The organism is Vagococcus sp. JNUCC 83, assembly GCF_053667615.1.
In genome coordinates, this window is the sequence record NZ_CM132204.1 from 1629243 (window position 1) to 1656108 (window position 26866).

Annotated in this window: 19 protein-coding genes and 1 other annotated feature (1 of these 20 running past the window's edge); of the genes, 3 read left to right on the plus strand and 16 right to left on the minus strand. The window is 33.8% G+C overall.

What is annotated here, in order from left to right:
• Positions 1-134 (minus strand) — a binding site (T-box leader) (it extends 101 nt beyond the left edge of the window).
• A gap of 69 nt (positions 135-203) precedes the next feature.
• The 4 genes from JNUCC83_RS07910 to JNUCC83_RS07925 form a co-directional block, all read right to left on the minus strand.
• Positions 204-1631: a glycoside hydrolase family 1 protein gene (locus tag JNUCC83_RS07910; RefSeq protein ID WP_454459506.1), complete on the minus strand. Its 1428-nt coding sequence runs from the start codon at positions 1629-1631 to the stop codon at positions 204-206.
• 10 nt (positions 1632-1641) lie between these two features.
• Positions 1642-3501 (minus strand): beta-glucoside-specific PTS transporter subunit IIABC, encoded by a 1860-nt coding sequence (locus JNUCC83_RS07915; protein WP_454459507.1) that lies wholly within the window; start codon positions 3499-3501, stop codon positions 1642-1644.
• A 1-nt stretch (position 3502) separates the two neighbouring features.
• Entirely contained in the window at positions 3503-4342 is an 840-nt protein-coding gene (locus JNUCC83_RS07920; protein WP_454459508.1) for a PRD domain-containing protein, read from the minus strand.
• Positions 4343-4594: 252 nt separating this feature from the next.
• A complete protein-coding gene (locus JNUCC83_RS07925; RefSeq protein ID WP_454461347.1) occupies positions 4595-5611 on the minus strand; it encodes a branched-chain amino acid aminotransferase in 1017 nt (338 codons plus the stop codon).
• Positions 5612-6819: 1208 nt separating this feature from the next.
• On the opposite strand from JNUCC83_RS07925, the gene JNUCC83_RS07930 reads away from it, so the two are divergent.
• From JNUCC83_RS07930 to JNUCC83_RS07940, 3 genes are all read left to right on the plus strand, one after another.
• Positions 6820-8748: a heavy metal translocating P-type ATPase gene (locus JNUCC83_RS07930; protein ID WP_454459509.1), complete on the plus strand. Its 1929-nt coding sequence runs from the start codon at positions 6820-6822 to the stop codon at positions 8746-8748.
• 156 nt (positions 8749-8904) lie between these two features.
• Positions 8905-10365 (plus strand): ABC transporter substrate-binding protein/permease, encoded by a 1461-nt coding sequence (locus JNUCC83_RS07935; protein WP_454459510.1) that lies wholly within the window; start codon positions 8905-8907, stop codon positions 10363-10365.
• A complete protein-coding gene (locus JNUCC83_RS07940; RefSeq protein WP_454459511.1) occupies positions 10358-11080 on the plus strand; it encodes an amino acid ABC transporter ATP-binding protein in 723 nt (240 codons plus the stop codon). The genes JNUCC83_RS07935 and JNUCC83_RS07940 overlap by 8 nt, the downstream gene beginning before the upstream one ends.
• A 46-nt stretch (positions 11081-11126) precedes the next feature.
• Here JNUCC83_RS07940 and JNUCC83_RS07945 read toward each other — a convergent pair whose 3' ends face one another.
• The 12 genes from JNUCC83_RS07945 to mutS form a co-directional block, all read right to left on the minus strand.
• The gene (locus tag JNUCC83_RS07945) at positions 11127-12227 is read right to left on the minus strand and encodes an iron-containing alcohol dehydrogenase family protein (protein ID WP_454459512.1); all 1101 of its coding nucleotides are present in this window, start codon (positions 12225-12227) and stop codon (positions 11127-11129) included.
• A 286-nt stretch (positions 12228-12513) separates the two neighbouring features.
• Positions 12514-15375, minus strand: a complete 2862-nt coding sequence (locus JNUCC83_RS07950) for a Spy0128 family protein (protein WP_454459513.1) — start codon at positions 15373-15375, stop codon at positions 12514-12516.
• Between the two features lie 354 nt (positions 15376-15729).
• Positions 15730-16440: a winged helix-turn-helix domain-containing protein gene (locus JNUCC83_RS07955; RefSeq protein ID WP_454459514.1), complete on the minus strand. Its 711-nt coding sequence runs from the start codon at positions 16438-16440 to the stop codon at positions 15730-15732.
• Positions 16441-16835: 395 nt separating this feature from the next.
• Entirely contained in the window at positions 16836-17204 is a 369-nt protein-coding gene (gene yajC, locus JNUCC83_RS07960; RefSeq protein ID WP_454459515.1) for a preprotein translocase subunit YajC, read from the minus strand.
• 82 nt (positions 17205-17286) lie between these two features.
• On the minus strand, positions 17287-18432 hold the full coding sequence (gene tgt / locus JNUCC83_RS07965; RefSeq protein WP_454459516.1) for a tRNA guanosine(34) transglycosylase Tgt: 1146 nt from the start codon (positions 18430-18432) through the stop codon (positions 17287-17289).
• Between the two features lie 17 nt (positions 18433-18449).
• Positions 18450-19484 (minus strand): tRNA preQ1(34) S-adenosylmethionine ribosyltransferase-isomerase QueA, encoded by a 1035-nt coding sequence (gene queA, locus JNUCC83_RS07970; RefSeq protein WP_454459517.1) that lies wholly within the window; start codon positions 19482-19484, stop codon positions 18450-18452.
• Between the two features lie 79 nt (positions 19485-19563).
• Complete coding sequence (gene ruvB / locus JNUCC83_RS07975) at positions 19564-20577, minus strand: Holliday junction branch migration DNA helicase RuvB (RefSeq protein WP_454459518.1); 1014 nt, start codon at positions 20575-20577, stop codon at positions 19564-19566.
• Between the two features lie 15 nt (positions 20578-20592).
• Positions 20593-21210 carry a Holliday junction branch migration protein RuvA gene (gene ruvA, locus JNUCC83_RS07980; protein ID WP_454459519.1) on the minus strand — a complete coding sequence of 206 codons (618 nt, stop codon included), beginning with the start codon at positions 21208-21210 and terminating at the stop codon, positions 20593-20595.
• A gap of 111 nt (positions 21211-21321) precedes the next feature.
• Positions 21322-21747: a peptide-methionine (R)-S-oxide reductase MsrB gene (gene msrB / locus JNUCC83_RS07985; protein ID WP_454459520.1), complete on the minus strand. Its 426-nt coding sequence runs from the start codon at positions 21745-21747 to the stop codon at positions 21322-21324.
• Positions 21748-21752: 5 nt separating this feature from the next.
• Positions 21753-22310 (minus strand): Maf family protein, encoded by a 558-nt coding sequence (locus JNUCC83_RS07990; RefSeq protein ID WP_454459521.1) that lies wholly within the window; start codon positions 22308-22310, stop codon positions 21753-21755.
• 9 nt (positions 22311-22319) lie between these two features.
• Positions 22320-24251 carry a DNA mismatch repair endonuclease MutL gene (mutL, locus tag JNUCC83_RS07995; protein ID WP_454459522.1) on the minus strand — a complete coding sequence of 644 codons (1932 nt, stop codon included), beginning with the start codon at positions 24249-24251 and terminating at the stop codon, positions 22320-22322.
• Positions 24252-24266: 15 nt separating this feature from the next.
• A complete protein-coding gene (gene mutS / locus JNUCC83_RS08000) occupies positions 24267-26861 on the minus strand; it encodes a DNA mismatch repair protein MutS (protein ID WP_454459523.1) in 2595 nt (864 codons plus the stop codon).
• Positions 26862-26866: the final 5 nt, after the last annotated feature.

A 26866-nucleotide genomic window follows, 5' to 3' on the forward strand; every position in this document is an offset into this window, starting at 1 on the left:
TCTCCGAGAATACCTACTTATCGATATTCTTTCCTCATAGGCCATTTTCCACTCATCTGAACTTAACTCTTTTCACCAAACAGAGTCTCTCTAAAAAGCATCAAAGTGTACTTTCCTAATCAAACAGAACGTTATTTATCTTGTGACTATAATTTACCTGAATATCTTAACAATGTCAACACCAAATTTTAATGTTTTTTTAATTAAATATTTTTAGCATTTGTTTTTATCAATTCTTTATACCAGTTAAAAGATTTCTTCTTAGTCCGATCAAGCGTACCTTTTCCATTATCATCTAAATCGACATGTATAAAACCATATCGTTTACTCATTTGACCTGTGGTAGCACTAACTAGATCGATTGGACCCCACATTAAATAGCCAAAACATTCTACTTTATCTACTTCCACAGCTTTTTTTATTTCCGATATATGTTTTTTTAAATAATCTATTCTATAATCGTCATTAATTCCCCCATTATTCTCTACTACATCTACTGCTCCCAAACCATTTTCAGTAATAATAATCGGTTTTTTATAGCGACGATAAGTATAATTTAATAAATATCTAATACCAATTGGATCGATTGTCCATCCCCACTTACTTGTTTCTAAATATGGGTTTTGAAGTCCTCCAAATAATGCACTCTTTTCGTCAGCTGCACCTTTGTATTCTGCAACAGATGAAGCATAATAGTTCATTCCTATAAAATCAATTGTCCCCTTCTCAAAAGCTTCGACGTCTTCTTTAGATAGCTCTATATGGATATCTAATTCTTCATATTCTCTTAATTTATACACTGGGAAAGAACCATCACACATAGCATCTATTTGATAAAAATCACGATCCATTTGTTTAAATGCATTCATTATATTTTCTGGATTACAATCACGCGGATAGACTGGCTCGATGCCAAAAACACAACCTATCTGATTTGTTTTATCAATTTCATGACCTTTCATAACAGCTAAACAACTTGCCACTGTCATATTGTATCCTATAGTTGCCAATGTCTGTGCTTTGTTCTCTATATCTGAATATTTTAATCCTGCAATGATGTATGTAAAAATATCACTGGCTTCTGTTTGAGGGTCAATATGATTCATTTCATTGAAAGTCACCCAATATTTTACTTTTCCTTTTAAGGCTGTAAACATCGTTTCACAAAATCTGATGTAAAAATCGACCACTTTTCTATTGGTCCAAGAACTGTATTTTTTCACTAAATTAATTGGCATTTCAAAATGATACAATGTCACAATTGGTTCGATATTATTATTTATCAATTCATCAATCACTGACTCATAAAAATCCAATCCTTTTTGATTTGGTTCCATATCATCACCATTTGGATAAATTCTAGACCAATCAACCGACACACGTAGTGCCTTAAACCCCATTTCTTTAAATAAAGAAATATCTTCTTTATATCTATGGTAAAAGTCTATTCCTACATGAGATGGATAACGATTATCTTTATTTAATTCACTATCAATTTGGCGAGGTGTTTCATATGAACCAACCGTTACTAAATCCATAATGCCTATACCTTTTCCATCTTCATTCCAAGCACCCTCAGTTTGATGAGCTGCAATACTGCCACCCCATAAAAAATTGTCATTATTATTCATAATATCCTCCTTATTTAACTACAATATTTAATAATCCTTCATCGTAAGAAATCATTTCTTTATTCGTTGGAATAACATCTAAATAGTCATTCGTATTAGTAATAATACACATAATTGTAGGATCATATCCTTCTTTTTTCAGTCCTTCAAAATCAACTGTACCTAATTTTTGCCCCTTGTTTACGGTATCCCCAGAATTGATAATCATGTCAAAATACTTTCCATCTAATTGAACTGTATCTATCCCTATATGAATTAAAATCTCTACACCTTCATCGCTTTTTATTCCAATAGCATGTTTAGTTGGAAACAACACTTCAATCGTCCCATCAACAGGTGAAAATATATCATTCGCATTGGAGATAATTCCTACACCTTTACCCATTGCTTCAGATGAAAAAGCTTTATCAGAAACATCTGCTAGCTTAACAGTGGCTCCACTAGCTACTGAAACAACTTGAATACTTTCTAACGTGGTGTTTGTCTTATCTGCTTTATTTGATTCTTTTATTTCATTCTCTTCTTTTTCTGATGGTATTCCTAACAAATAGGCAGCAACTGTCGATACAACAAAGCTTATAACTACCGCTATAATCATAAACCAAAAGTTTTTAAAATCCCCATTCTCCCCGATGTAAGAAGGTAATCCCATTAGTCCCCATGCAACTGAGTATGCCTTTACACCAGTCAATCCCGCAAACAGACCTCCTAGTCCACCACCAATCATAACTGCGATAAATGGTCTTCTGAATTTTAAAAATACACCATAAATTGCGGGCTCTGTAACACCTAATATTGCTGATACTGTCACAGTCCCAAACAATTGTTTTTGCTGTGTTTTTTTCGCTCTTAAAAAATATCCTAGCATCGCTCCACCAACTGCAATATCTGAAATAGTAGCAGATGATATAAAAGCTGGGTCAAATCCATTAGCTGAAATTAAAGTAGCGACTACTGGCATGATAAAATTTCCTGCTCCTAACATAATAATGAAAGGTTGCAACGCAGAATATAGCATCATAACAAACCAACTACCAACATACTCCATTAACAAATTAAAGAATTGGATAATCCCCTCACCTATATAGTACCCAATTGGTCCAAACACTAACAATGTTGCCGGCAAAGTAATTAACATGATCAATAAAGGATTTAAAAAATAATGCAATGTACTTGGAATCACTTTTTTAAGGAACTTTGTTACTCGCCCCATAAACCAAACAGCAATTAAAATTGGAATAAAACTATTAGAATAAGTTATTTGGGGTAAATTAATACCAAATACTCCCAATCCCTCTACACCATTAATTTGCTCAGAAACAAGGGTTACAGCTAAAGCAACTGCTAAATATGGACTTGCTCCCAGTCTTTTAGCACTGCTCATTGCCATTAGTACAGGTAAAAAGTAAAATACAGCAGTTTGTAAAGCAGAAAAAATCTGATATGTTGGGCTATCTGGAGATACTAATCCAACTAGCGAAATGATTGACAATAATGCCGCTAATAAACCAGCACAAATAATTGGTTCTAAGATAGGAGTCATTGACTCTGAAACAACATCTAAAATAGATTTAATAATTCCTTTTTTCTTTTCTGGCTCCACCGACTGATTATCATCTTTGTTCATTCCTAAATAATCCATCAAATCTACATAAACATCATTCACATGAGTTCCCACAATAATTTGATATGCAACATTGTTATTCACTACATCAATAACACCATCCACTGCTTTTATTTTTTCAGTATCGGCCTTGTCTTCATCAACTAATGTAAATCTAAGTCTAGTCATACAGTGAACAACTGCTTTTATATTTTCTTTACCTCCAATTAGATTAACAATTTTTTCATTAAAACCTCTGTATGTCATTTTAATCTTTCCTTTCTATCAATCGATTTATATGTATCATTAAATACGTCATCTCACTTTTAGATAATTCATATTGATATTTTGATAACGTATAGTCTTTAATTTTAGATATCACTGAATAAGAAGAGGGATAGGCTGCTCTCACCTGCTCATATAAATTTAGTGTATCGGTTTCTTCATACATTTCTTTATTGTTTAAGCGACTAATAAAAAATTGCAAATGTGTAACCAAGCGAATGTAATTAATACTTTCTTCGTCAAAAACAATATTAAAATGATATTTGATAATGTTTAAAACATCTGTTAATGTTTCGATTTCATCTATTTTTTCATTTAAGTATGTCTTTTCCTCTTGAGCATTAATAAAGTGTAGTGCAATTGAAATTGCTTCATCTTCTGAAAATTCAATCCCAAAAGATTTATTCATTGCAGAGACAGCTTCTAGTCCAATGTCATAATACTGTGGATAGAATTTTTTAACTTCCCATTTTAATGGATTAACAATGAATTGCCCTTTTTTTATTCTCTCAAAAGCAAAAGAAATATGATCTAATAATGTTAAGTAAAGATAATCATTCATGTCACAATTAAGATTTTTTTCGGCCATTTTTACAATATTATTAATAAGCACTATCACTTCATCGGATGTTTTAGATAACAGATAACTAAAATGTTCTAATCTTTCTGTAGAATCTAAGACATAAATTTTCTCTATCTCATTCGTGTTAATCGTCTCTCCTTTCTTTTTTTTAAAAGAGATACCGGTAGAAAATACTATTGATTCATGTCCTCCCTTGATTACAATAGCTGTATTATTATTGATTATTTTTTTTATTTTCATTGAAGCCCCTCCTAAAAAATAAAAGAACTCAGAAAAGTAATGTCAAAAAGACATTTCTATCCTGAGTTCTGCCTACTCGAAGTAGTAACATAACTGTACTTAATAATCTCAAAAGATTATTTTATTTTTATATAAATAATATACGATATTAAAAATATTTTGTCAACGGTTTCAAAAATAAAAAATAACGTTTTTTACAAAAAAGCTACTCTTATAAAAAAAGCGAAACAAGAAAACGTTCCGCCTTAAAAATCACACTTTCGTAATCCAACCTTCAGGTGCTTCAACATCACCAAATTGTATTCCTACTAGTTCATCATATAATTTTTTCGTTACTGGACCAACTTCTGTTTCAGAATAAAACACATGAAAGTCATCTCCAATTTGTATACCCCCAATAGGTGAAATAACAGCTGCTGTACCACATGCCCCTGCTTCTTTAAACTCGTCCAAATCTTCCAAATACACATTGCCTTCAGATGTTTTCAATCCTAATCTTTCTTTAGCTAAATAAAGTAAAGAATATTTTGTGATGCTTGGTAAAATAGAGGGTGAATAAGGTGTAATGAATTCATTATCTTTTGTGATACCAAAAAAGTTTGCTGATCCTACTTCTTCAATTTTAGTATGAGTGGCAGGATCTAAGTATATACAATCTGAAAAATGTCTATCTTTTGCAATTTTACCTGGATATAAACTTGCTGCATAATTTCCCCCAACTTTAACAGCTCCTGTTCCATGAGGTGCTGCTCTATCATATTCAGATATAATGAAATTTGTTGGTTTCAAACCACCTTTAAAATAAGGCCCTACAGGTGTACAAAATACTGTAAATAAGTATTCTGGCGCTGGTCCGACACCGATTGCATCACCAACACCAATCAATAATGGTCGTAAATAAAGTGTTGCTCCACTATCATATGGTGGACAAAATTCTTCATTAGCTTTGACAACTTGTCTTACTGCATCAATAAACATATCTACTGGTACCTCTGGCATCATTAACCGATTAGCACTCACCTGCATTCGTTTAGCATTTTCATCCACTCTAAATAAATTAATAGACCCATCCTTACAACGATAAGCTTTTAATCCTTCAAAACATTGTTGACCATAATGAAGTGCCATAGAACCTTCGCTAATATGTAGTACATTATCTTCTGTTAACTTCCCCTTAGACCATTTTCCATCTTTATAATGAGCTAAGTAACGATAGGGAGTTTTTATATAATCAAATCCTAAATTATTCCAATCTAATGCCATGACAATCCAGCCTTCTTTCTAATGTTTCTCATTTTTTTCTCATTTTACCATAATAGATTCTACATAACTATCTTTTTTAGATTTTTATTACTATAAATTAAAATAGACAACACTAAAAAGATGTTGTGCATCATCAAACAATTTGTTATTCATCAGTTCAAAGGTACTTCCTATAAGTGACCTTGATAAATATATCTGTTTTAGTTTTATTTACCAACTTGTTAAAGATGAATAGGATTATTTTAACGGTCTACCCCATCTTAAATTCAGTACCTCTATGGAATTAAAAATATAAGAGAAAAGCCAATATTTAAAGTAATTGACTCCATAATAGAGAACCTAAACAGATAGCCTCCAATAAAAAGAAGCACTAAAAAAGATAAATGTAGTCATAGCAAGCACTATGATCAATGCATTTACCTAAACATAAGCATGCTTATTTATATAACACCTAATCAAGATGGTTATCATAAATACAAAAAAATAAATCAATTACTTTCAATTGAATAACTCGTTTCTTTTCATTCTGAAGAAGGTTATCAAAAAGTCTTAAAATAGAAAAAATCCCATGACATCCATTTGATAAAACATTGGTTTCATGGGATTCCTTTTTTGTCAGTGAAGTGATTTTTGCTTAAAAAGTTACTCTCAGATAAACTTCTTACTGTTCACTTTATATTTCTTCTATTACTTCTTGTAATACCTCAATTTGTGCAACACAACGTTGAATGTTTAGTTCATTTTCAATGTAATTGATAGAATTTCCTAATTCAGAGAGGCGTTTTTCTTCCAATCTTTCTTGTTCTTTTTTTAATTCTACTATTTTTTATTAATTTTTTCACCTATAGCCATTGTTTTTCCTCCTTAAAATATACAATTATTCAACACACTACTTTACCTTGAGACGTTTCCTATAAAAATTATCTCAAATTTGTCTAAAGAAACCACTGAAAACCTAGTAAATTTTATGGTTATCACGCTCCCTACATTTACATTTTCATAATAACACCATTTTTCTTAAAAATAAATTGAGACGCACTATCTATCTATGTCATAATATTAAGTTTTTTCACTTACATAATTTTTTAACTTCACTAAAATTATTTATAGAAATATATTGAAGTTTCAGTTGCTTTTTTACCAACAAAGATATATAATTTAAATATGAATAATCAATCATATGAATATATTTCAATATAAAAGGAGATGGAAAAATGACCCAATCACAACAAGCAACTCAACATAACCATAAAAGCTGTAATCATTCTCATGAACATGAGCATGGCAATCTTCCTGTCATACTATTTTTTACAGGTTTAGCCACTTTTGTTATTAGCTTAGTTTTACCTACAGGCGCCCCAAAAACAATCTTGGCATTATCAACCATTGTCTTATCTGGGTACCATATTATGATGGAAGGTTTTGAAGATACCCTTAATGAAACAAAACGGCTAAAAAAATTTACACCAAATGTCCATGTGTTGATGTCACTTGCAGCAATAGGAGCTGCTATCATCGGTGATTATACAGAAGGTGCCTTACTAATCTTAATATTTGCAGCTGCCCATTTTTTTGAACATTATGTTGAAAATAAAAGTAAAAAAGAAATTACTTCTTTAATGAAAATGAACCCTACTGATGCCAAATTAATATTAGCTGATGGATCAACAAAAACAGTTGATGTATCTAGCCTAAAAATAGGTGACCACTTGAAAGTGTTGAATGGTGAGCAAATACCAACTGATGGAACAATCCTTTCTGGTTATACTTCTATTGATGAATCGTCAATAAATGGGGAAAGTATTCCAGCTGAAAAAACGGTTGGTGATAATGTATTTGGTAGCACAATTAATGGAGATGGAACGATAACTATGGTTGTAACTAAAGATAGTTCTGATACTGTGTTTGCGAAAATTTTACAACTCGTTAATCAATCACAATCAAATTTATCAAAAACCGCAACAAAAATTAAACGATTAGAACCAAAATACGTGACAGGTGTCATGGTTTTAGTATTCTTATATATTATTTTAACACCACTACTTTTTAATATGACTTGGTATGATAGTTTCTATAAAGGGATGGTATTCCTTACTGTTGCATCTCCTTGTGCATTAGCAGCTAGTGATATTCCAGCAACACTGTCTGCTATTTCTAATCTAGCAAAACGTGGCGTATTGTTTAAAGGTGGCTCATACTTATCAAACCTTTCAGAAATTAAAGCTATTGCTTTTGATAAAACTGGTACACTCACTGAAGGAAAACCTAAAGTGACTGATGTGCATTTTGTTGATTCCATTAACAATGAACAAACTTTTTACACTGATTTAATTGTTGCCATGGAAAAACAAGCCAATCACCCATTAGCAAATGCAATTGTGGAATCAATCGAGATTGTTAATGATATTCCGTTGACTATTGATAATCAAATTGGTAAAGGATTAGTTTCTAAATACAAAGGTCATACATATAAAATTGGTAAATCTTCACAATTTACAAATGTTTCATCAGATATTGAATCGTTTGAAAGACAATATGCAGAAGAAGGAAAAACAGTTGTTTTATTCTCTGAAGATGATAAAGTCATTGGCCTAATTGCCATGATGGATTTACCTAACCCTAAGGCACAACAACTTATCGCTTATTTTAAAGAAAACCATATTCATACTACTATGATTACAGGTGATGCAGAAAGAACTGGTCGTGCTGTGGCAAGCACGTTACACATCGATGAAGTGGCTGGTAATGTGTTGCCTGAGAACAAATCTCAAATCATTACGTCTCTTCAAGGAAAATACGGACTAACTGCTATGATTGGAGATGGTGTTAACGATGCTCCTGCTCTTGTAAAATCTGATATTGGTGTAGCAATGGGAGATGGAACTGACGTAGCTATTGATGTAGCTGATGTTGTTTTAATGCAAAATGACTTAGATAAACTAGGTTATGCTTATCGCGTATCTAAAAAATTAGATAGAGTGGTTAAACAAAATATTGTCTTTTCGATGTGTGTCGTTGCCCTATTAGTCGTTTTAAATATATTTGGTCGAATGGACTTGCCAATTGGTATTTTAGCACATGAAGGCAGCACACTTGTTGTATTATTTAATGGTTTAAGACTTCTTACTCCTTTAAAAAAATAATAATCGATTACATACCAAGAAGTTTTCTTCTTGGTATTTTTTTGTATAAATAACATAAAAACAATGAATATTCGTCTTTTTTATTCAATTATCCATTTTTGTTTGTATATTTATTTATTTAGTAATATAATACATTCAATCAAAAGGAGTGATTATATGAAAGAAAAATTAACCCAAAAAAATAGGATTATGTTACTGCTACTATTACTTAGTTTGTTTTTATTTTTTCCTAAAAATGTTCGAGCAGAATCGGTTGATCCTTATCTCCAAAAAATTAAAGATAAAGGAGAAATCACTGTTGGTCTATCTGCTTTCTATGCCCCTTACGAGTTTCATGCAACTGTAGACGGGAAAGACACAATTATTGGAACAGACATATTAATCGCTGAAAAAATTGCCAAAGATATGGGAGTTAAATTAAAAATCGAAGAATATAGTTTTGATGCACTTCTCGGTGCCCTAAAAACCGGAAAAATCGATGTCATTATTTCAGGGATGACACCTACCCCCGAGAGGCTAAAAGAAGTTGATTTTTCAGATTCTTATATGACTGTTCAACAAAAAATCGTGATTAGAAAAAGTGACAAAGATAAGTACACGTCACTTAACTCTCTAAAAGGAATAAAAGTAGGCGCACAAGTCCAGACCAAACAGGAAGAACTTGCTAATGAAGAGTTACAGGCTGATACTGTTTCTTTACAAAATGTTCCAGACATTATTTTACAACTTCAACAAAATAAAATTGATGCTGCAGTGATTGAAGAACCTGTTGCTGGAGCCTATTTAACACAAGATAAAACACTGATGTTTGCCAATATCACAATTAATGACTCTGACAAAGAAACAGCTATTGCCTTACCTAAGAATTCACCTGATTTATTAAGTCACATTAATCAATCAATTAAAGAAATTAATGATGAAAAACTTATGATTCAGTATAAAGAAAAAGTTACACCTCTTATGTTTCCCGAAACTTCTTTTCTAAAAAAATATGCCCCATATTATATTAAAGGAACAGGATACACTATTTTCTTAGCTTTCATTGGGGTGCTTTGCGGGAGTGTGTTAGGAACCTTACTTGCTTTGATGAAATTATCAAAAAATAAATTATTTAAAGGCATTGCAGTGGTCTACATCGAATACGTTCGTGGTACGCCTTTACTTGTTCAAATCTTTTTAGTTTTCTTTGGACTAAACGTGATTGGGGTTAACCTAAGTGCGCTTGCTTCAAGTTGTGTGGCGCTATCCCTAAATAGTGGTGCTTACGTCGCTGAAATCATTCGTGCTGGTCTTAATGCCGTAGACAAAGGACAAGCAGAAGCCGCTCGATCACTTGGGATGAGTCAGAAAAAAGCCATGCGATATATTATTATGCCACAAGCCATTAAGAATATATTACCTGCCTTAGGTAACGAGTTTGTGACTGTCATTAAAGAATCTTCTGTAGTATCTGTGATTGGGGTATCTGAATTGATGTTCCAAGCAGGAGTGGTGCGTGGGGCAAGTTTTAAACCCTTCTTACCCATTTTAATTGCGTCATTTATTTACTTTATTTTAACCTTTACACTCTCTCGTTTACTAGGTGTTGCTGAAAGGAGAATTGGTGCTCATGATTAATATTAAAGACTTAAAAAAATCTTACGGTGATAACGAGGTCTTAAAAGGGATCAACTTAAATATCCACGCAGGTGAAGTGGTGGTCGTCATCGGTCCATCTGGTAGTGGAAAAAGTACTTTTTTACGTTGTTTAAACCTACTTGAAACGCCCACTAGTGGTGTCATCGAATTTGAAGGACAAAATCTACTTGATCCTAAAGTAGATATCAATCAATTGCGTCAAAAAATGGGCATGGTCTTCCAAAACTTTAACCTCTTTCCTCATAAAACCGTGTTAGAAAATTTAACGATTAGCCCAATTAAAGTGAAAAATGAGTCCAAAGAATTAGCCGATAAAGAAGGACTGTCATTACTTGAACGTGTGGGGTTACGTGATAAAGCCGATCAATACCCTAAAAGCTTATCCGGTGGCCAACAACAACGTGTGGCGATTGCGCGAGCGTTAGCCATGCACCCAGATGTGATGTTGTTTGATGAGCCTACTAGTGCCCTCGACCCTGAGATGGTTGGGGAAGTTCTTGCCGTGATGAATGCATTAGCCGAAGAAGGGATGACGATGGTCGTCGTCACCCATGAAATGGGCTTTGCCCGGGAAGTAGCCGATCGTGTCATTTTTATGGACAAAGGAGTCATTCAAGAAGAAGGGACACCTGATGAGATATTTTTACACCCAAAAAATGAAAGAACACAAGACTTTTTAGAAAAAGTACTATAAAACCAAAACACGTTTAGCCTTCTATTTTTGGCTAAACGTGTTTTTATTATTTATTTACGTAGTTTTCTAAATCATAAATAGCTTGCTTTAACTTATTTTTAGTGATTTCAATAGGTAGTAAATGAACCTCATCCATCGAATATATAGTATCAACTATGTTTGTAATAATTTCATCATCATTAGGTAACAAATCCATTTTCGTTAAACTTAAGGGAAAATCCATTTCCTGATAAAAAGGTAATAAATAATCAATTTCCTGCCAATTTTGTTCTAAAGATAATTGATATAGTATACCGTATGCCACTTTTTCACCATGTAAATAGTTATGACTTTCAACAATATACTGACTTATTGCATCATGTATAGCATGAGCTGCAGCCGTTCTCGCATATCTATCTCCAAACCCTCCAACTACTCCTGCTACAGCAAACACGATTTCAGACAAACGGACAAACTCATCAGAAACAATTTGATTTTTCATGTCTTCAATCGCTTTATTACTATTTTCCATTATTTCATCTTTACATAAAGTTGATACATGTTTAGCAATATTTAAAAACGGTTCTTTCGTATATTTTTCTTCTTCTAAAATAGTAATAGTTTCATACCACTTCGCAAGTGTATCTGCCAACCCTGCGATAAAAAAGTCAATAGGTGAATCAATGACTAATTCTGGATCTGTTATAAAAAAACTAGCTTGGCGATAATAATATTCTATTATTCCCTCAGATTCACCACTTTCTTTATACATCACTGACAAAGCAGTCCACGGAGCACAATTACTCGCTAGTGTTGGAATAACTCCAAAGTTCACATTAGATTTATAAGCAGAAAAACCAACTAAATCCATCAACTTTCCACCACCAATACCGATAATGAAGTCAATGTCATCCCTCTTCACTGCATCTATTACTTGCCTCGCCCCATAATAACTACACTCGCCAGTGTACTGGTGATAAAAAAATTTAAAGTTTTTATCTTCTAAAAAAGTTAATTTAGATTTTGCTTTTCTATAAGATATATCACCATGAACAATTAAAATATTCTTTGCTTGAAAATTTTTTAAAACATCTGAGACATAATCAATTGCTCCTTTATGATATCTATAAAATTGTGGGCCCGGTTTAACAGTTAAGTCCATTAACATAATACACAACACTCCTTTTCAATACGTTATGTGAACAATTATTGATAATAATTTTACTCTATTTTTCTATAGTTTGATAGACCTTTTCATAAATAAAAAAAGAGGCTGACCCAAAAGTAAGGTTTTAAATGAAAATCACTAAACTAACAAAATAGAAATCCCATGAAGTCAGTGTTTTAATAAACTGATTTCATGGGATTTTTCTATTTTAAGATTTTTGGGGTGCACTCTATATCTCTCGTTTATTTTTTAATAATGTAGACACTTTATAAAATTATATTAATCGTTATTTACTTTTTTTTCTATTCAACCAAAATAGCATTACAATTGATAATAGAATTAACTCAACTAGACTATTATAATTTGTATAACTTTCACCTGTTTGAGGTAAAAATTCATTCTTAGCATTACTTGGTTTGTTACTTGGTTTGTTGCTTGGTTTGTTACTTGGTTTGTTGCTTGGTTTGTTATTTGGTTTGTTACTTGGTTTGTCATAAATATTCTTGAATTCTATGTCACCGTCATATAATGCTTCCGCTTCTAATTGACCCGCTTTGTCTGTCACATTTACCGTTACATTTAATGCTTTACTATCATACGTTACACCTGGTGCGTTCCCCTTTACTTCGTGAATGCTGTATGTGTATGTTCCGGCTTTATCGTAACTGATTTCGTCAAAGTTGACTTGACCCGCTTGGTTCGTTTGACGTTGCAATACTTTTCCGTCATGATCGCGTAACTCAAACGTGAACTCGCCATCCACTAAATCGCGTCCACTTAAACTTTTCTTCGCCGACAAGACAACCGAACCACTTGATGGTGTGTAACTATTTTTAAATTCTGCTCCGCCGTCATATAATGCTTCCGCTTCTAATTGGCCCGCTTTGTCTGTCACATTTACCGTCACATTTAATACTTTACTATCATACGTTACACATGGTGCGTTCCCTTTTACTTCGTGAATACTATACGTGTATGTTCCGGCTTTATCGTAACTGATTTCGTCAAAGTTGACTTGACCCGCTTGGTTCGTTTGACGTTGCAATACTTTTCCGTCATGATCGCGTAACTCAAACGTGAACTCACCATCCACTAAATCACGCCCATTTAAACTTTTCTTCGCCGACAAGACAACCGAACCACTTGATGGTGTGTAACTATTTTTAAATTCTGCTCCGCCGTCATATAATGCTTCCGCTTCTAATTGGCCCGCTTTATCTGTCACATTTACCGTCACGTTTAATGCTTTACTATCATACGTTACACCTGGTGCGTTCCCTTTTACTTCGTGAATGCTGTATGTGTATGTTTCGGCTTTATCGTAACTGATTTCGTCAAAGTTGACTTGACCCGCTTGGTTCGTTTGACGTTGCAATACTTTTCCGTCATGATCGCGTAACTCAAACGTGAACTCGCCATCCACTAAATCGCGTCCACTTAAACTTTTCTTCGCCGACAAGATTACCGAGCCTGATCTGGGCTCTGATTTATTAATGACTTTAAATCCTTGCTCCATACTACCTTCAACTTGTCCTTTGGTATAACCAGAAGCTTTCCAAGGTGACCCATCTTCATTTACTTCTTCGACTGTATAATTAATTTTTTGACCATTTTCATATTCTGGGAGATGCGTCCAAACTATTTTATCAGATTCTAATTGTTTTATATCACCAACTTTCTCCCCATTTTTTATGAGTTGAAAATAAACAGATGGTCTATTAAGTTCCTCCCCCCCACTCCAAATTTTTTGAACTTCAACATCGATTGATTTAACTTCATTTTCAAATACTTGATTAATTACTGTATTTTCTTTATTTATTATAAACTCAGTAGACAATGGATTATCTTTTTCAAATTTAATATAAGATGGTGCATCAATTTCAGTAATTATATATTTTGAAGGGGAAAGGCCTTTGATATTGATTTTCCCTTCATTATCTGTATGTGCTACAATAAATCTATTGTCTTCACTTAAAATATAATTGTTTGCATTTTGTACGCTAGATAAGATATTTATCTCTTTTCCATCGACTCTTTCTATTTTAAATTTAACATTAGGAATAGGATGAGTTGTTCCTTTTTCATATTTCACAACACTTAAAGTCCCTCTTATTGTCCCCTCACCACTAGCTCCACTATGATATACAGTTGTTTGAGCATGTAGATCATCCTCTGAAACTGGCCACTCAGACTCATTTACTCCATGTATTTTTACAGAAGAACTATTTTCAACAAATTTTATCTTGTCATCATCTAATACTTCTTGAGTCAATCTTGCTTTTAAATTAATCGCTACTTTAGTTCCTTCAAGAATATTACCTGACGCAGTTATCTCTATTTCTTTATCATTTTTAAAATTTACATTGATACCTTGTGATGCTGCTTGATCTAGCGTCATCCACTGATTATTTCCATCAAAATATTCAACATTAACTGCATAAATCTCAGCTTTGTTTTTTTCGATATCCCAAGTCATTGTGTTATTTAAATTATCATTTATAACATAATAGACACTTCCACCACTAGATTTTTTTGCTGCATTTAACGTAAATACCCAAGTAGCATGTTGCGGGTCTCCAGCATAAGAAATACCTTGTTTACTATACACATTATCAGTTTCAACTCCTGAATCACTGTGAGTGTATAAAACATTAATATTTTTTTCATAATGTTTACCTTGTCCAATTGTAATAGTGCCAGTATTAGTCTCATCTGTATTAGTGTTATGACCTTGTCCCATCACACTAAACTTACCCTTTACATTTTCTAAATGCGAGGCATCTTCTGTAAACTCTATGTTAATTCCTTGACTACTAAAGGATACATTTGCAATATGAACACCTTCTTGATAAATTTTTTCAGTATTGTTAGGTAATGTTACCAATACTCCATTTGTAGAAATTGGAATATTCACAACTTGACCTGGATAAACAGTATACCCATCTCCTCCAAATGTTCCTTCTATAGAAAAATCACGACCATAATCTATATTACTAGGTGTTACCTCCAATGAAGTAATTTCCATTGGTAGTCCTTCAGCTTCTACATTGATAGTAAATAATCCCACTATATTAGATACTGACAATACAAAGATCAGTAGTATATTATTCATCTTTTTTATTATTTCAATTTTTTTCATTTTTATCATATTTCCTCCAATTTTTAATTCTTTCATTTATTCGTCAAAATTGTTGCTTTAAATATTCAAAACCATCACCCCTACACTTGTCTAATTTCATGTTTCCCCTCCGGAGACAGTTATAACAAATAGGTTTACAATAAATTCACTAATAAAAATTAATCAAAATCAAGTTTTTTTAATAAAAAAACTCATTTTTTATACATGTAGAAAAAAATGAGACTGACACAAAAGTAACTTTTTTAATAAAAATTACTAAACTAACAAAATAGAAATCCCATGAAGTCAGTGTATTAATAAACTGATTTCATGGGATTTTTCTATTTTAAGACCTTTGCGTCAGCCTCATTTTTAAAGCTTTACTTATATTACATGTAGATACATTTCAAATTCTTCTTGTGGAAATTTTATATCTAATTCATTTTTCCAATATTTTTCAGTTTCTATTAACAATTTTTTTATTTGAAATAGGTCTTTCGTGTCATTAAAATTTAAAATAATTCTATGAAGCATCTCACAACTACCTAAACAGTCTTCTCTAAAAGTTGCTAAAATCCTATTAATAACAAGCGTCGAAAACGCAAAATTATCTAAACCTATAGATAACCAATAGATAATATTAGAATGGATCTCCTGTTGCTTTTGCAATGCCCATGGATAGTAATTAGATTCAAAATATTGTCCTTTATATATTTCTAATAAATCAATGACTGTCTGATCTGTTTGTTCTTTATGTAAAATGACCCTTAGAGAATCTAGATCACTATTTACTTGAGTGTTTAAAATATATCCTCCACTCTCATACTTAATAATATCTTTCATACCATATTCTGATAGGTCTTTTCTTAGTTGATACAATACTGTATGAAAACTTGTTTTTGCTTCTTCTATGTCTAAATGCGGAAAAAGATCATACATTAACTGATCACGGCTAACTGGATGTCCATAATGATGAAATAAATAAAAAAGTAAATCATAAACTCTTTGGTTTTTTAACTTTATCACATTATTATTTTTATCAGTAATTTTAGAAAATCCTAAAGTATACACCTTTAATCCTTTTTGCTTTTTCATATCCCCTTACCCCATTCTATATTTAATGTTATATATACGTTATATAATAATATATATAACTAAAAGTACATAAAAAACGCACAAAATGTGCGTTTTTCTATTATAATATAATAAACATTGTAATATAGTTAAATATATATGTTAAAAATTACATTTTGAGTAATATGACTATAAAAACGTATTTTTATTCAAAAAAGATGATAAAAAAGAATAAAACATATTTGTTAATATTAATTATGGATAAAATTGCATAAGAAGAGGCTGACCCAAAAGTAAGTTTTTAAATGAAAATCACTAAACTAACAAAATAGAAATCCCATGAAGTCAGTGTTTTAATAAACTGATTTCATGGGATTTTTCTATTTTAAGATTTTTGGGTCAGCCTCTTCTCATTCTTATTCATTCTCTTTTTTTTCTTCATCAGATGTTGGTTCTTCGACCACTTCAACTTCAGTTACTTCAACTTCGGGTTCAACAACCTCTACAACTTCTTCTGTTGTAGTTGGTGTTGTTGGAGCCTTAACTGTTCTTATAGATCCTCGTTCAAATTCTAAATAAATCCCTTCACAATCAAGAGTAACTGTTCCTTTGTCTTTATCTACTTCATGAACGATTCCATATAGACCACCAATAGTGACAACTTCACTACCTGGTTGCATACTATCCAATACTTGTTGACGTTGAGCCTGTTGTTTCTTTTGAGATCGACTCATAAAAAACATCATCCCACCCATGACTAATATTAATGGTATCAATGTTTGCATAACTTAATTCACCTCTTTCTTTTTCACTCACCTATAACTGTAACAAATTTTTATTTGTTTAACTACAAAAATTCTGCAAATTTTAAAAATTCTTGGCATTTTCTTTATTAAATCCATATTCTTCAAAAAATGCTTGTCTAAATTCTAATAAATTATCATCCATAATCGCTTGTCTTACTTGTTTCATTGTATTAAGCAAGAAATATAGATTGTGGTAAGACGTCAAACGAATACCAAACGTTTCATCACACTTAATCAAATGACGAATGTAAGCTCGTGTGTAATTTCGACAAGTGTAGCAATCACATTTTTCATCAATTGGACGATAGTCCTCAGCAAATTTCGCATTTTTTACAACTAAACGTCCTTGACTGGTCATACATGTCCCATTTCTTGCGATACGTGTTGGTAACACACAGTCAAACATATCAACCCCACGAATCACGCCATCAATCAGTGAATCTGGTGTTCCAACTCCCATTAAGTAACGAGGTTTATTTTCTGGAATCAGTGGTGTGGTGTATTCAAGCACCTTATTCATCTCTTCTTTAGGCTCTCCTACTGATAATCCTCCGATAGAATAACCAGGAAAGTCTAATCCGACTAATTCACGTGCACTTTGTTCGCGTAAATCCTTGTACCCTGCACCTTGAATAATACCAAATAACCCTTGTCTATCAGGATTTTGATGAGCTTTTAGTCCACGTTCAGCCCAACGTGATGTTCTTTCAATCGATTTTTTCACGTAGTCATGGCTTTCTTGGAATGGCGGACACTCATCAAAACTCATCATAATATCTGGTCCCAATTTATTTTGAATTTGAATCGCTTTTTCTGGTGATAAAAACATCTTAGAGCCATTCAAATGGTTTCTAAAATGTACCCCTGATTCTTCAATTTGACGCATGTCTGATAGTGACCATACTTGGAATCCACCAGAATCTGTTAAAATCCCTTGATCCCAGTTCATAAATTTATGTAAGCCACCTGCGCCTTCGACAATGTCCTCACCAGGCCGTAACCATAAATGATACGTATTGCTCAAAATAATCCCGGCACCCATCTCTTTTAGTTCTTCTGGTGCCATCGTTTTTACAGTCGCAAGCGTTCCTACTGGCATAAACATTGGTGTTGGAAAGGTTCCATGAGGGGTAATAATCTCACCTAATCTTGCACCAGTATGTTTTTCTTTTTTAATCAATCGATATTTAATTGCTGGTTCTGTCATGTCTTTTCTCTCTTTCTTTATTTAACAAACATCGCATCCCCAAAACTAAAGAAGCGATATCTTTCTTTTACAGCATGTTCATAGGCATGAAGCACATGTTCTTTTCCTGCAAACGCACTAACTAACATAATCAATGTTGACATTGGTAAATGGAAATTAGTTAAAAATGCATCCACTATCTTAAATTCATAGCCTGGCTTAATAAAAATATCAGTCCAGCCGTTATCTTCTTGTAATTTGCCGTCAAATTTTGTCCCAATAGTTTCAAGTGTTCTAATCGACGTTGTCCCAACTGCCACAACTTTTCCACCTTGCTCTTTGACAGTATTCAACGTGTCGGCTGCTTCTTTTGTTAAACGATAAAATTCACTATGCATTTTATGATTTTCTACATCATCGACACTGACTGGTCTAAACGTTCCAAGTCCAACGTGAAGGGTTAAATAGACTAGCTTAACACCTTTTTCTTCTATTTTTTTCAAAACATCAGGTGTGAAATGTAAACCGGCTGTTGGAGCGGCAGCTGATCCATTTTCTTTGGCATAAACCGTTTGATAACGGTCATTATCACTTAGTCTTTCTTTGATATATGGTGGCAATGGCATTTCTCCAAGTGATTCCAAAATTTCTAAAAACACACCATCATAAGAAAAGGTAATCATTCGACCGCCATGTTCTAATTCCTCATCAACGACTGCTTTTAGAGCGCCATTACCAAACGAAATCACCGTTCCTTTTTTGGCACGTTTCGCTGGCTTAATTAACGTTTCCCATGTATCTCCAGTAGTATTTGTTAGTAATAACACTTCTAGGTGTCCACCTGTATCAGGCTTTTCTCCGTGAAGTCTAGCAGGAAGAACTCTTGTATCATTCATAACAAGAGCATCTCCTTCGTTTAATTCATCTATAATCGCAGGAAATTGAGTGTCTTCAATTGCTCCTGTTTTAGAATCTAATATTAATAACTTTGATGATGCACGATTTTCAAGTGGCGTTTGTGCAATCAGTTCTTCTGGTAAATCAAAATCAAAGTCAGAGGTTTTTAATGTCATATCCTCACCTATTTCCTTTCTGTTCCTTCTCCTGTTGTATTTTAACACTTTTAGTCTCAAATAAAAACAGTCTGATAGTCTAACTTTCTTGATTGTAAGGATAACCTAAGTGTTGATACGCATATTCTGTTACGATACGTCCTCTTTGTGTGCGTTTGATGAACCCTTTCTGGATAAGGTAAGGTTCATACATGTCTTCTACTGTTTCACGTTCTTCACTGATATTTACAGCAATGGTCGTTAACCCAACTGGTCCACCATTGTATAACTCAATCATCGCACGAAGTAATTTCTGATCGACATAATCTAGTCCCTTATCATCTACTTGAAGCATTTTTAATGCATTATCAGAAATAGCTTTGGTTACGATTCCCTCACCAGTGACTTGTGCAAAGTCTCTCACCCGTTTTAACAAGCGATTAGCAATACGTGGTGTGCCACGCGAACGTCTTGCAATTTCATACGCACCACTTTCCTCAATTATCACATCAAAAATATCTGACGAACGAATGACAATCTCTTTCAAATCCTCTTCATTATAATATTCCATGTGACAAATTATCCCAAAACGATCTCTTAAAGGAGCTGATAGTATACCTGCTCGTGTCGTTGCCCCTACTAATGTAAAAGGAGGCAATTCAAAATGGACAGGGTGAGATGTTGGGCCTTGTCCAATCATAATATCCACATAAAAATCTTCCATCGCTGAATACAACAGTTCTTCAGCAACTCGTGGCAAACGATGGATTTCATCGATAAATAAGACATCACCAGGTTCTAACTCATTTAGTATTGCAACCAAATCTCCTGGCTTTTCAATAGCCGGGCCACTCGTTGTCTTAATACTAACGCCCATTTCATTAGCGATAACCATCGCCATCGTTGTTTTACCTAATCCAGGTGGTCCATAAAGTAAGACATGGTCGAGTGCTTCATTTCGTTGTTTTGCAGCCTTTATATAAATTGTCAACTCTTCTTTCACTTTTTGTTGGCCGATGTATTGCGATAATCTAGTTGGCCTAAGTGATTTTTCTACCAATTCTTCTGTGTCTAATGTTTCAGAAGAGACAAGTCTTTCATCTTGTTCTGACATTTTCTTTATCAGTCCTTACTTTTTCATTAATAATTTCAACCCAATACGTAAATACTCATCCGTTGTCTTGTCTTGATAACTCTCAAGCTCTTTTTTAATTTTCTTAATTTCTCTTTCAGAATAACCAAGTGCTTTTAATGCTTCGATTGCTTCATCTAGTTGTTGTGTTGGCTCCACTGTAAATAAATCTTCTTGTGTTAAAATAGCACTTGTTTCGGGTACTTCGATGGCCACATCATCTAATTTTCCTTGTAAATCCAAAATCATCTGCTGCGCCGTTTTTTTCCCGACGCCTGGAAATTTCGTTAGATACGTTGCGTCTTGCGCTTCGATTGCTTGAACTAATCCTGCATGATCGTCTAACGCCATGATAGCTAACCCACTTTTGGGTCCAATTCCTGAAACACTAATTAATTTTAAAAATAATTGTTTTTCCTCAAGTGTAGCAAACCCATAAAGTAAATGAGCATCATCACGAATGACTTGATGCAAATAAACGGTTACTTCTTGATTTAAATGAGCTGAATAGCGAAACGGGTTCGCCACAGCAATTTGATAACCTAGGCCATTTGTTTCAATGACTATATAATAAGGGCTCGTAAATGTTACTACCCCTTTGATGTATTCATACACTATTATTTCTTCCTTTCACGTACGCATGTTCCCTAAAATTGTACCATATCTCACACATTTATCCTATTCTTTCCTAACTAAAAAAGCCCCCATAAACATGGGAAGCTTTAATTAGTTAAAAAGAGCCAGATACTCACTGTATCCCTCTTTTTCTAACTCTTCAACTGGTACAAAGCGTAAAGCCGCACCATTAATACAATATCTCAACCCACCTTTATCTTGTGGGCCATCTGGAAACACGTGCCCTAAATGAGAATCTGCTTTAGAACTTCTTACCTCTGTTCTTACTCTAGCAAGTGTTGTATCTTCAAGTTCTTGTAATGTTGCGATAGGCTTAGTAAATGACGGCCATCCACATCCTGCGTCGTATTTATCTGTTGAAGAAAATAATGGCTCGCCGCTTACAATATCAACATAGATGCCCTCTTTATCAAACCGATCATACTCACTAGAAAAAGGTCGCTCAGTTCCACTTTCTTGTGTGACTTGATATTGTAATGGTGTCAATTTTTGCTTTAACTCTTCTTTATTTGCCAACTGTCTCACCTTCCTAATTGTTTAAATAACTGATTTAGATACCCTACTGGTAAACCTACGATAGAAAAATAATCTCCTTTAATTTCTTTTACAAAGACACTGGCTCTGCCTTGAATGCCATAAGCACCTGCTTTATCCATTGGCTCTCCAGTTTTAATGTATCCTGTAATGTCTTCAGAGTCTAAATCATAAAATAACACATCAACAATTTCAACCTGTTCATATGTTTTTTCAGGTGTTATCACACAAACAGCTGTCATAACTTGATGAGTGTTCCCACTTAGCTTTTCTAACATACGATAAGCATCTTTTTCATCGATTGGTTTTCCCATAATATCATTATCTAACACAACCGTTGTATCACAACCAATCACTGTTTCATTAGGATAAAGTTTAACGATTTCTTTAGCTTTTTCTCGAGCCATACGACGAACATACTCTTTAGGCATTTCACCTACATTAACTGTTTCATCAATATCAGCTGGACTAATCGTAAAATGACTCGTGACAAACGATAATAATTCTTTTCTTCTAGGTGATGCTGATGCTAATATCATATACATCCTTCTTTCTTAATGGGGCTCTTGAATTCGTTTGAATAATTTTTCCATGTCTTGATTGGTAAAGTGAATCAAAACAGGGCGACCATGTGGACAATTAAATGGGTTTTCACACGTTTTTAATTCATCTAGCAAAGCTCTTGTTTGTCTTTCATCCAAATGATGATTGGCTTTAATAGATTGTTTACAACTCATCATGATAGCTGTTGCTTCACGAAACGATTTAACATCTACTTTCCCTTCTTCTAGAAAAATATCAATCATCTCACGAATAGTAGCTTCCTCTTTTCCGGCTGGGTACCATGCTGGGTGTGAACGAATGATAAAACTTTGCTGTCCAAAGTCCTCTAGTTCAATTCCTACTTCTTCAAATACATTTAAATTTTCTTTTATTTTTAAATAATCATCAATTGAATACTCTAAAATGATTGGAACAAGTAATTGCTGTTTATCTTCGCCAACATCCCCAATTTTCTCTCTAAAATACTCATACTTGATACGTTCTTGAGCGGCATGTTGATCAATAATATAGAGTCCCTCATCACTTTGAGCAAATAGGTACGTACCATGCATTTGACCAAAATAGTCAAGATGAGGAAAATCATGTGTGCTCTGTTCTTCTGATATGTCGTGAGTGTCAAAATCAGCTACTACGTCATCTTTTATAGTACTATCTTCTGAAGGACGACTTACGGCTTCTGACACATAGTCTGTAGTTTCATCAAGCGTTTCAGACACACCATTTGTATAGTCTTTGGCCTCTTTAAATAATTCTTTTTCTTCGTTATTCTTTAAGTAAAACTCACCTGTTGAAGAGTCATAAGCTAGATTAGTATCTTTTATCTGTTGTTTTCTCTCAAACGGTTTAGCCGATTGTTCAAAAGGTAATTGTTGTTGTTCTACTTTTATAGTATCTACTTGTTTTTGAAATGGTTTTGTTTCATTAACACGCGGAATAAGTACTTCTTCACCAAGTGATTTAGCAATACTTGTCTCAATTAGTCGTGTTAATTCCTTTTCTTTACTTAACCGTACTTCTTGTTTAGTAGGATGAACATTCACATCCACTAATAAAGGGTCCATCTCTATTGATAAAACAGCAATCGGAAATCTCCCTACCATCAGTTTAGAGCCGTAACCAGCCACAATCGCTTTATTTAAAATAAAGTTCTTGATGTAGCGTCCATTAATAATAAGAGAAATATAATTTCGACTCGCTCGTGTGACTTCTGGTAAAGAGATGTACCCTTTTAATTTAAAATCCAAATCAGTACCAGAAACTTCAATCATTTTTTTTGCTGTGTTAACACCATACACTCCTGCAATCGCCTGTTTTAAATCTCCACTTCCCAGTGTTCTTAACATGTGGTGTCCGTCATTAGTCAAAGAAAATGCAATATCAGGATGACTCATTGCCAAACGGTTTACCACATCTCCTATATTGGCTAACTCAGTCTGCAATGTCTTCACATATTTCAATCTAGCAGGGGTGTTAAAAAATATGTTTTCTACAGTGATACTTGTTCCTTTACGAAGTGAGTGAGGCTTATGTTCTTTTACAATCCCTCCAGATAAAAAAAGATAACTGCCTTCTTCACCAGTTGAAGTTTCTAATGTCACCTCAGAAACTGAGGCAATACTTGGTAGGGCTTCTCCACGAAATCCTAAGGAACGGATACGAAACAAATCTTCACGATTATGAATCTTACTTGTTGCATGCCGTTTAAAAGCATTTAATACGTCATCTGTTGCAATTCCTTCTCCATTATCAATTACTTGGATTTTTTTTAATCCTGATTCCTCGATAAAAATATCAATTTTTGTACTACCAGCATCAATCGAGTTCTCAAGTAACTCTTTGACGACCGAAGCAGGACGCTCAACGACTTCACCGGCAGCGATTTGGTTTGCTAAAATTTGTGATAGTTCTTCAATTTTCGCCATGCTTCTAGCCTCCTTTTACTGCACTTTTTTTTGTAATTCTGACAATATATTTAATGCTTCTAACGGTGTCACACTTAATAAGTTTAACTGCTTTATATCATTAATTACGTCATTTGATTCTGGTGTTTCTTCACCAAATAAAGATAATTGAGCACCTTCTTCTAAAGGAGTAGTATCGACTTCTTCAGTTATGATTACTCTATCATTTTCTGTAGTATGTACAGCCTGTGACTCAAAATTTGCCAATAAGTCAGATGCTCTTTTCAATAAATTAGTAGGTAAACCCGCAAGTTTTGCTACATGAATTCCGTAACTTTTGTCTGCCGGTCCTTCCATCATTTTATGAAGAAAGACCACCTCACCGTTTTCTTCTACTGCACCAACATGTCGGTTGCTCACACCAGACAACTCATCTTCAAGTACAGTAATTTCATGGTAATGTGTTGAAAATAACGTCTTAGCGCCCACATATTCATGAATATACTCAATAATCGACTGAGCTAAAGCCATACCATCATAAGTTGCTGTTCCACGACCTAATTCATCAAACAAAATCAAGCTATTCGGGGTAGCAAAACGTAAAGCTTGATTAGCCTCCATCATTTCGACCATAAACGTACTTTGTCCAGAAATTAAATCATCCGATGCTCCAATACGTGTAAATATCTGGTCAAATATTGGGATAGTAGCAGTTTCTGCAGGAACAAAACAACCTATTTGCGCCATAATAACCGTTAAAGCAAGTTGCCTCATATAAGTACTTTTTCCTGACATGTTTGGTCCAGTAATGAGTAAAATCATTGTGTCTTGGTCCATATCAATACTATTAGGGACATACTCTTGACTACCTAACACTTTTTCGACCACTGGGTGACGACCATTTTCAATATGAATGACTGATTGATCAGTGGTCATTTCTGGTCGAACATATTGATATCTTTCACTGATTTCAGCAAAACCTTGCAAAATATCTAAGGTTGCTACCGCTTTAGCTAATGATTGCAGACGGTCAATCGATTCTTTAACGATTTCTCTCACATCTAAAAACAAACGGTATTCTAAATCTTGTGATTTTTCTTGTGACTCTAAAATAAGAGTTTCCATCTCTTTTAATTCTGGTGTGATATATCTCTCTGCATTGGCTAATGTTTGCTTTCTTTCATAACGATCAGCTGGCACATCTTGAATATTACTTTTCGTCACTTCAATAAAGTAACCAAACACTCGGTTAAATTTAATTTTTAATGTTTTAATGCCTGTTGCTTGTCGTTCTTTCGCTTCCATTTCTGCTAACCATTGTTTCCCATTTTTCATCGCATCTCGGTAGGTATCTAGTTCGTTATTATACCCATCTTTAATGACATTCCCCTCTGTAATAGATAAAGGAGCCTCTTCATTAATTGACTGTTTAATTACCTCTACCAAATCATCCATTGGTGTTATTTGTTCTAACAATGTCCCAAATTGACCATTGTCTAAACCATTAATAATCGATTGAATCATAGGAATTTGTTCTAAAGATTGTTTTAATTGGAGTAAATCGCGGCCATTGACTGTTCCAAATGCCACTCGCCCAGCTAGACGTTCTAAGTCATACACGTGACGTAAATATTCTTTTAAGTCCATCCTCTCAAAATAAGCTTTAGCTAAACTATCAACCATTTCTTGTCGCTCGTTAATGGCAGATAATTTGAGTAGCGGACGATCAATCCATTGTTTTAATAAACGGCCACCCATGGCTGTTTGTGTCTCATCAAGCAACCATAAAAGTGTCCCTTTTTTATCTTTTGAACGAATCGATTGCGTTAGCTCTAGATTATATTTAGAGTAATAGTCCATCTTTAAAAAATGACTGGGTTCGTAGACTTGAGCTTGTTGCAGATGACTTAATTGTCTTTTTTGAGTATCCGAAAGATAAGAGAACAATGTTTTGATTGATTCTTTAGCTAAACTATCCTCTACCTTTTCCATCAAATAACTCACTTGAGCATCGGGTTCACTTATTTTTTGTATAGACTGAACGATTGATTGCATATCAAACCAGTCTACTAACTCTTGCGGCAATTCGCTGCCGATTACAATTTCTTTTGTTCTTAGCGCACTACATTCATTTTGGACAGTCTCCATATCAAATAATGTCGCTACTTTTATTTCACCTGTACTTAAATCTGTATATGAAAAACCATAGTGACTACTTTTTTCATCATAAACAATCGCTGTTAAAAAATTGTTTTGTTTAGCATCAGACTCTTGTTTTCCTAAAGCCGTCCCTGGAGTCACTAACTGTACGACTTCTCGTTTCACCATACCTTTAGTCGTTTTAGGGTCTTCAACTTGTTCACAGATAGCCACTTTATAGCCTTTTTCTACTAAAATATCGATATAATTGGCTGCTGAATGATGTGGTACCCCACACATTGGAATAGGATCTTCCGCATTTTTATTTCGACTAGTCAACGTCAACTCTAATAACTGTGAGACTTTTTCGGCATCCTCGTAAAACATTTCATAAAAATCACCCAAACGATAAAATAAAAAAGCATCTGGATACTGCGATTTTATCTCAAAATACTGTTGCATCATGGGTGTGTGTTTTGTTTTTTGTGGCACACAAT